Source organism: Selenomonas sp. KH1T6, from assembly GCF_900108415.1.
Classification (GTDB): domain Bacteria; phylum Bacillota; class Negativicutes; order Selenomonadales; family Selenomonadaceae; genus Selenomonas_B; species Selenomonas_B ruminantium_A.
In genome coordinates this window covers 1-5141 of the sequence record NZ_FNWN01000067.1, presented here as the reverse complement: position 1 = coordinate 5141, position 5141 = coordinate 1, and the positions used below count along the sequence as shown (strand labels likewise).

Genomic DNA, 5141 nt, shown 5'->3' with positions numbered 1-5141 from the left:
CAAATTAGAAAAACAGGGAATGACGCAAAGCATGTCTCGTGTAGCCCACTGCATTGATAACGGGCCCATGGAAGGATTTTGGGGCATACTTAAGCGGGAGATGTACTATGGCAGACGTTTTACCAGCCAGCGTGAACTTATACATTCGATAGAAGCATACATTCATTATTACAACCACAAACGTGTTCAACGTAACCTTGGTATCTTGACACCAATAGAGAAACACACCTTGTATTTAGTCGCATAAAAAGGCCGGCAGACGAATCTGCCGACCAAAGAATTCTTATATTTTTTTATTGTCCTCTTGACGGGGAGCAGTTCAGGAGGTCAAGTCAGGTCTTCGGGGATTAATTGTTTATTAAAAAGCAACATGAAGTTAATTGCTATTTTAGCATATTAATCCTCGGAATGCACGATGTTTTTTAAAATTGTGAAAGTCGAGGATGAAAATGGACGAGAAAAAAGATGATCGTCTTAAAGCCTATGAGGGCAGTGTGCTTGACCAGGGCTATGGCGTGGTCGGCAAGCGTGTCATGAGGGACAGGACGATAAAGATAGGAGCTAAGGGGCTGTACTGTTATTTATGTGTGTATGGCCATAATGTGTTCCCGAAGAGAGACACTATATGCAGGGATCTGAATATTAGCCGGGATACTTACAACAGTTATCTGAAGGAACTGATTGATCGTGGCTATGTGAGTGTCAGACAGCAGCGAGGTGAGGGCAATAGGTTCTCCAGCAATCTATATACCATCAATATCAAGATTCCAGCAGTGTCCGAACTGGTGAATGGCCCGCAGCGTAAAATTTCCGCCACGGAGGAATCGGACACTCAGGAGCCGTGGCAGGAAAAACCGTGCACGGAAAAATCGGCCACGGAGAAACCGTGTACGGATAATTCCGCCACGGAGGAGGAGACACGAGTCTCGGTGGCTGAAAGGTTTATGGGCTCCCAAGAGGGGGCTAATACTACAAACAGCAACAACACCAGTCTTAAACAGTACAAGAATACAACAACAGCAGATATAGATAAGGTAAATATCAAGAACGGCGGGTTTAGTTCTGCCGGGGAGATCTTAAACGTTACTATGACGCATGTCCAGGAGGCAAAGCAAACTGCTGTTGTTGTTGATGATGAAATCAAGGCTTTGATGGTTCAAGGGGAGTCAATTCAGGTTGATAGGAAGACGGTGCTCTTCTTTGTGAAGAGATATGGCAAAGAAGCAGTGAAGACTCAGCTGGATAATCTGGGCTATGCGGTGAAGCGGGGGCAAGTTGATAATCCTGGGGGATGGCTCAATGCTGCGCTGAAAAATCGGCTATTCCAATTTAGCTGCTGAGAAGGCCAAAGTAAAACACGATGAAGTGGCTAGGGAGCAGGAGGCTATCAGGAAGATGCTTGAGGCTGACAGGAACAAACCTCAGGCGCAGATTAGCGAGGACAATCCTTTTTATCAGGTGTATATGGCTCGTGTGGGAAAGAAAGCGGAGGGATAAGCTCGTGCAGTCAGGCAAGTGCAAATATAAGGATGTGGAACCCCGGGTCATCAAGATCTGGGAGATACCCCCGGCTGAATATGAGGCCGTTGTAAAGAAAAGTGCAGAAAATGAGCAGAGAACCAAGAAACTGGAGGAGAAGTGCAAGTTACTGGAGGATGCACTGACATACGGAGAGGTAACCTCACTCATAAAGCAGATAACGGAGTATCAGGCAGTCTCTACAGGGTATCTGGAGCTTATCTCAAAAGAGATACAAATTTATCGGTTCAGCTATGAGGAACGTCAGAAGGGACTGGAGTTCATCGGCTATCTGCGTAATGTGGCAGACGAGCTTGAGGGGCTTATGTGGCCAGGAGGGGCAAATGCCTGATTTCGGAGAGCGGATACGGAGCTTGCGTAAGAACAGAGGCCTTACTTTGATGGATGTGGAGAAGGCTACCGGCATAGGACATAGCACAATATCCCGATGGGAGCGTGGCGAGAGTGTGCCCAATTCTTCGGAAATCTATAGAATCCTGATGAACTATTACAAGGTGGATATGTGCTACTTGCTGGGTGTAACTGATGGTGTTCTGAGAGAGTCCACAGTTATCAAGGAGATTGAAGCTCGGTTGCAAGTGCTTGAAGAACGTGCGGGCTATTACGTAAACAGACAGGAGGAATCGCAATGAGGATTATAGCTTTTATCAACAAGAAGGGCGGCGTTGGCAAGACCACCGTGGTGGCTAATATGGCATATGTCCTGAGGGAGCGTTATGGAGCCAGGGTGCTGGTGGTAGATAATGACGAGCAGGGGAATGTATCTCAGTTTTTCGAGGGCAAGGGTGAACATACGTTGGCTGATGTGCTTTTGGAGCGTGTACCGGCCTCTGATGCAGTGGAGCATACCAGGTATGAGAATATAGACCTCATCAGGGCAGATTTCAGCCTGGCGGATGCCAATGTAGAAATCAGGGAGATGGATAAGTCTGGCAAGGAGTGGCTGCTGAAGAACGCTTTGGACTGCGTAGGTGAGGATTATGACATCTGCTTGATAGACAATCCTCCCCAGATAAACGCATCCGTTGTGACCAGCCTAGTTGCTTCTGACGAGGTGGTAATAGTGAGCACTACGGATTTCTTCAGTGTAAACGGTGTTCGCCAAATGCTAAATTGCATTGAGGATGCTCAGAAGCTTAATCCACGTATTAGCTATCGTGGGACTGTCATCAACATGTTTGCTGGGGATGGTGAATCCCTGTCGGTTGTGGCGGAGCTTAGGAAAGTAACAGAGGTGTTGCCTGTGAAGCTCCATAAGACCGATGGTGGAATCAGGGTGAAGACGGCTACCAACAGGCTGGAGACGATTTTTGAATACTCTCCCCGGTGCAAGTTTGCACGGGATATGATTGAGTTCACGGATTATTTGCTGGGAGCGTGAGGAATATGAAAAAGCAGCCAGCTGGCTTTCTGGAAAAGCTTATGAAAAATAAGGGACAGGAAGGTGTATCTGTAGAGCGTCACATTGACATTGATGTGCATGACTTGGTGCCAAACCCTAATAATTTCTACGCTATGAGAAATATTGACCGTTTGAAGAATCTCATACGTACCACAGGTAAGGTCGAGGAACTGACGGTGAAGTCGGTGGGTATGGGTAAATACATGGTGGTAGCTGGGCATCGTCGCCGTCTGGCGGTACTGGAGCTTTTGGAGGAAGGCGCCAATGTACCTTCCAGGCTTCCCTGCTCGGTAGTGTCATTCTCTGCAGTGGGTAATAAGACTGCAGAGGAGATGGAACTGCTATGGCTCAGTGCATCTAATCTTGGGCAGAGAGAATACCGAAGCATGGAGGAAAAAATTCATGAGGTGGAGACCATAGGCAACCTCCTGCGGAAAGACTATGATGAGGATTATGCCGGAGGGATTGTGACTGGTCCCTTTCGGTCATATCTGGCCAAGTTCTTGTGCATGACAGACAGCAGTTTGCAACGGCTCACGGCTATGAGAAACGTATTGCCTGAGTATCTGGAAATGGTAGACAGGGGAGAGATGAAGGAGACGGCTGCTTATGAACTGACAAATCTGAGCGAGAGTGATCAGCGTACTTTGATGGAATCTCTGGTCGGTCAGGAAATTACTGTGAAGAGCATCAGGGTCAGGAAGGCGGAACTATTCGCTGTATCTGAGGAACCAGGGAACCCAAAAGGGGCAGAAGCACAGAACCTTTTTGAGAACGAAAGCCCAGTGGAAGAAAATGATTGTGGCACTGTGGAGGTAGAAGTTGGCGAAGGGCTGGAAGTCATGGGGGACCATCAGGACACGGAGGATGAGGACAGTCCAAACGAGGAGCCTGAGACTGTAGCTGAGGCAGTGATGACTGAAGATACTCCTCAGGAAACCAATACTGCATCTACGTATAGGACATCTGAGGGTAAGCAGCTGATGGCAAGTGTGGACAGGCTCATGAGCTACTGCGAGGGACGGCATGATGCCAGTGATGCTCCATGCAACGGCTGCAGATTTGAAAATGGCGCTGGTGGTTGTCGGATGGGAACAAAGCCGTGCGAATGGCTGATAGAGACTGAATCAAGAAAAATGGGTATGTAGCAGGAAAGGGGAGGATGTTAATTATTAACATCCTCCCCGGAAGGGATTTGGTTATGAGAAAAGCAACACCGAAGGTCAGGCTATACCTGGCCAGGCATGCAATAGAGCGGTACTACAGAGGTGATGAACTGGCAGAGGAACAGGAGGAGATGCTGAAGGAACTGTACAGGAAAAATCCTGACAGCAGGAGCCTAAAGAAATTGCAGATGCGGCTTTTGTGCCGGGAGTGCAGTGATATGATAGTTGGCGCTGTGATTGCTGAAGCCAGACATGAGGAGAAGATTTTCCTCAGGGATAAGTATAAGCTAAGGCGCAGTTTCACTTCTCTGAGCTGTAGGCTGCATATCACTGTAAATGGGCTTCAGCGCTGGCGGGACAAGTTTCTGGAGGATGTGGCACAGCTGATGAATTATGAGCTGCCGGAGCGGGATATCTGGTCTCATCGCAAGGTCTCAGTGCTGGTCAGGGTGCTGGATCACAATATAGGGTTTTTGGAGAAGTATGGGAAGGAGGCAGATGAAGAATCCCTCAGGCGGTTATGTGGCCTGAGGGACAGGTATTTGCGCTTGCAGCAGGGAATGGAGGAATATACCGATTCCCAGGATGATTCTATAAAGGCTATGGTGGTTAAGGCTCGCTTGTCTCATGTGGATATGAACCTGGCGGAGCTGGCTGACCTGACGGGGTATTCGAGGCTGTCCCAAATTCTGTGTAAACTCCATATCGTGATGTAAAATTGTTATTAAAACAAGAGGTTTAAGCCCTTGTCACTAATACCAACCATATTTCTCTCTGCACGTCAAGAAATCCTTGAACGTGCAGATTTTTTATTCCGGAAGCCTGTCTTCATAATAGACGGCCAGCTGGGCATGGATAATGCTCCAATCCTGGCGGCGGCCTGTCCATTTCTTCGTTATGTCCATCATGGCAAGGTAGAGCATTTTCAGCAAGCTGTCATCTGTCGGAAATACGGACTTGGATTTCGTCACCTTGCGGAGCTGGCGGTTGAAGCCTTCTATGGTATTGGTGGTATAGATAAGTCGCCTGAGTTC

General features: G+C 47.9%; 8 protein-coding genes. 7 read left to right on the top strand and 1 reads right to left on the bottom strand.

The window, feature by feature from the left end; all coding sequences use genetic code 11:
• The 7 genes from BLW59_RS16935 to BLW59_RS16905 form a co-directional block, all read left to right on the top strand.
• Nucleotides 1-247, top strand: a 247-nt coding sequence (locus tag BLW59_RS16935) for an IS3 family transposase (protein ID WP_139283672.1), incomplete at its 5' end; no start/stop codon positions are given.
• Nucleotides 248-449: 202 nt separating this feature from the next.
• Nucleotides 450-1340 carry a helix-turn-helix domain-containing protein gene (locus BLW59_RS16930; protein WP_175463499.1) on the top strand — a complete coding sequence of 297 codons (891 nt, stop codon included), beginning with the start codon at nucleotides 450-452 and terminating at the stop codon, nucleotides 1338-1340.
• Nucleotides 1341-1501: 161 nt separating this feature from the next.
• Nucleotides 1502-1870, top strand: coding sequence for a hypothetical protein (locus BLW59_RS16925; RefSeq protein WP_074699029.1), 369 nt, complete (start codon nucleotides 1502-1504; stop codon nucleotides 1868-1870).
• Nucleotides 1863-2171 carry a helix-turn-helix domain-containing protein gene (locus BLW59_RS16920; RefSeq protein ID WP_074699027.1) on the top strand — a complete coding sequence of 103 codons (309 nt, stop codon included), beginning with the start codon at nucleotides 1863-1865 and terminating at the stop codon, nucleotides 2169-2171. The genes BLW59_RS16925 and BLW59_RS16920 overlap by 8 nt, the downstream gene beginning before the upstream one ends.
• A complete protein-coding gene (locus BLW59_RS16915; protein WP_074699025.1) occupies nucleotides 2168-2920 on the top strand; it encodes a ParA family protein in 753 nt (250 codons plus the stop codon). The genes BLW59_RS16920 and BLW59_RS16915 overlap by 4 nt, the downstream gene beginning before the upstream one ends.
• Nucleotides 2921-2925: 5 nt before the next feature.
• Nucleotides 2926-4089 (top strand): ParB/RepB/Spo0J family partition protein, encoded by a 1164-nt coding sequence (locus BLW59_RS16910; protein WP_074699024.1) that lies wholly within the window; start codon nucleotides 2926-2928, stop codon nucleotides 4087-4089.
• A gap of 53 nt (nucleotides 4090-4142) precedes the next feature.
• Entirely contained in the window at nucleotides 4143-4823 is a 681-nt protein-coding gene (locus BLW59_RS16905; protein ID WP_074699022.1) for a hypothetical protein, read from the top strand.
• A gap of 93 nt (nucleotides 4824-4916) precedes the next feature.
• On the opposite strand, the gene BLW59_RS16900 is transcribed toward BLW59_RS16905, so the two are convergent.
• Nucleotides 4917-5141: transposase (locus tag BLW59_RS16900; protein WP_139283611.1), on the bottom strand; the 225-nt coding region annotated here is incomplete at its 5' end.

Coding starts and splice junctions, on each gene's coding strand:
- BLW59_RS16910 (WP_074699024.1), top strand. CDS start 2,926: ATGAAAAAGCAGCCAGCTGGCTTTCTGGAAAAGCTTATGAAAAATAAG.
- BLW59_RS16915 (WP_074699025.1), top strand. CDS start 2,168: ATGAGGATTATAGCTTTTATCAACAAGAAGGGCGGCGTTGGCAAGACC.
- BLW59_RS16920 (WP_074699027.1), top strand. CDS start 1,863: ATGCCTGATTTCGGAGAGCGGATACGGAGCTTGCGTAAGAACAGAGGC.
- BLW59_RS16930 (WP_175463499.1), top strand. CDS start 450: ATGGACGAGAAAAAAGATGATCGTCTTAAAGCCTATGAGGGCAGTGTG.
- BLW59_RS16905 (WP_074699022.1), top strand. CDS start 4,143: ATGAGAAAAGCAACACCGAAGGTCAGGCTATACCTGGCCAGGCATGCA.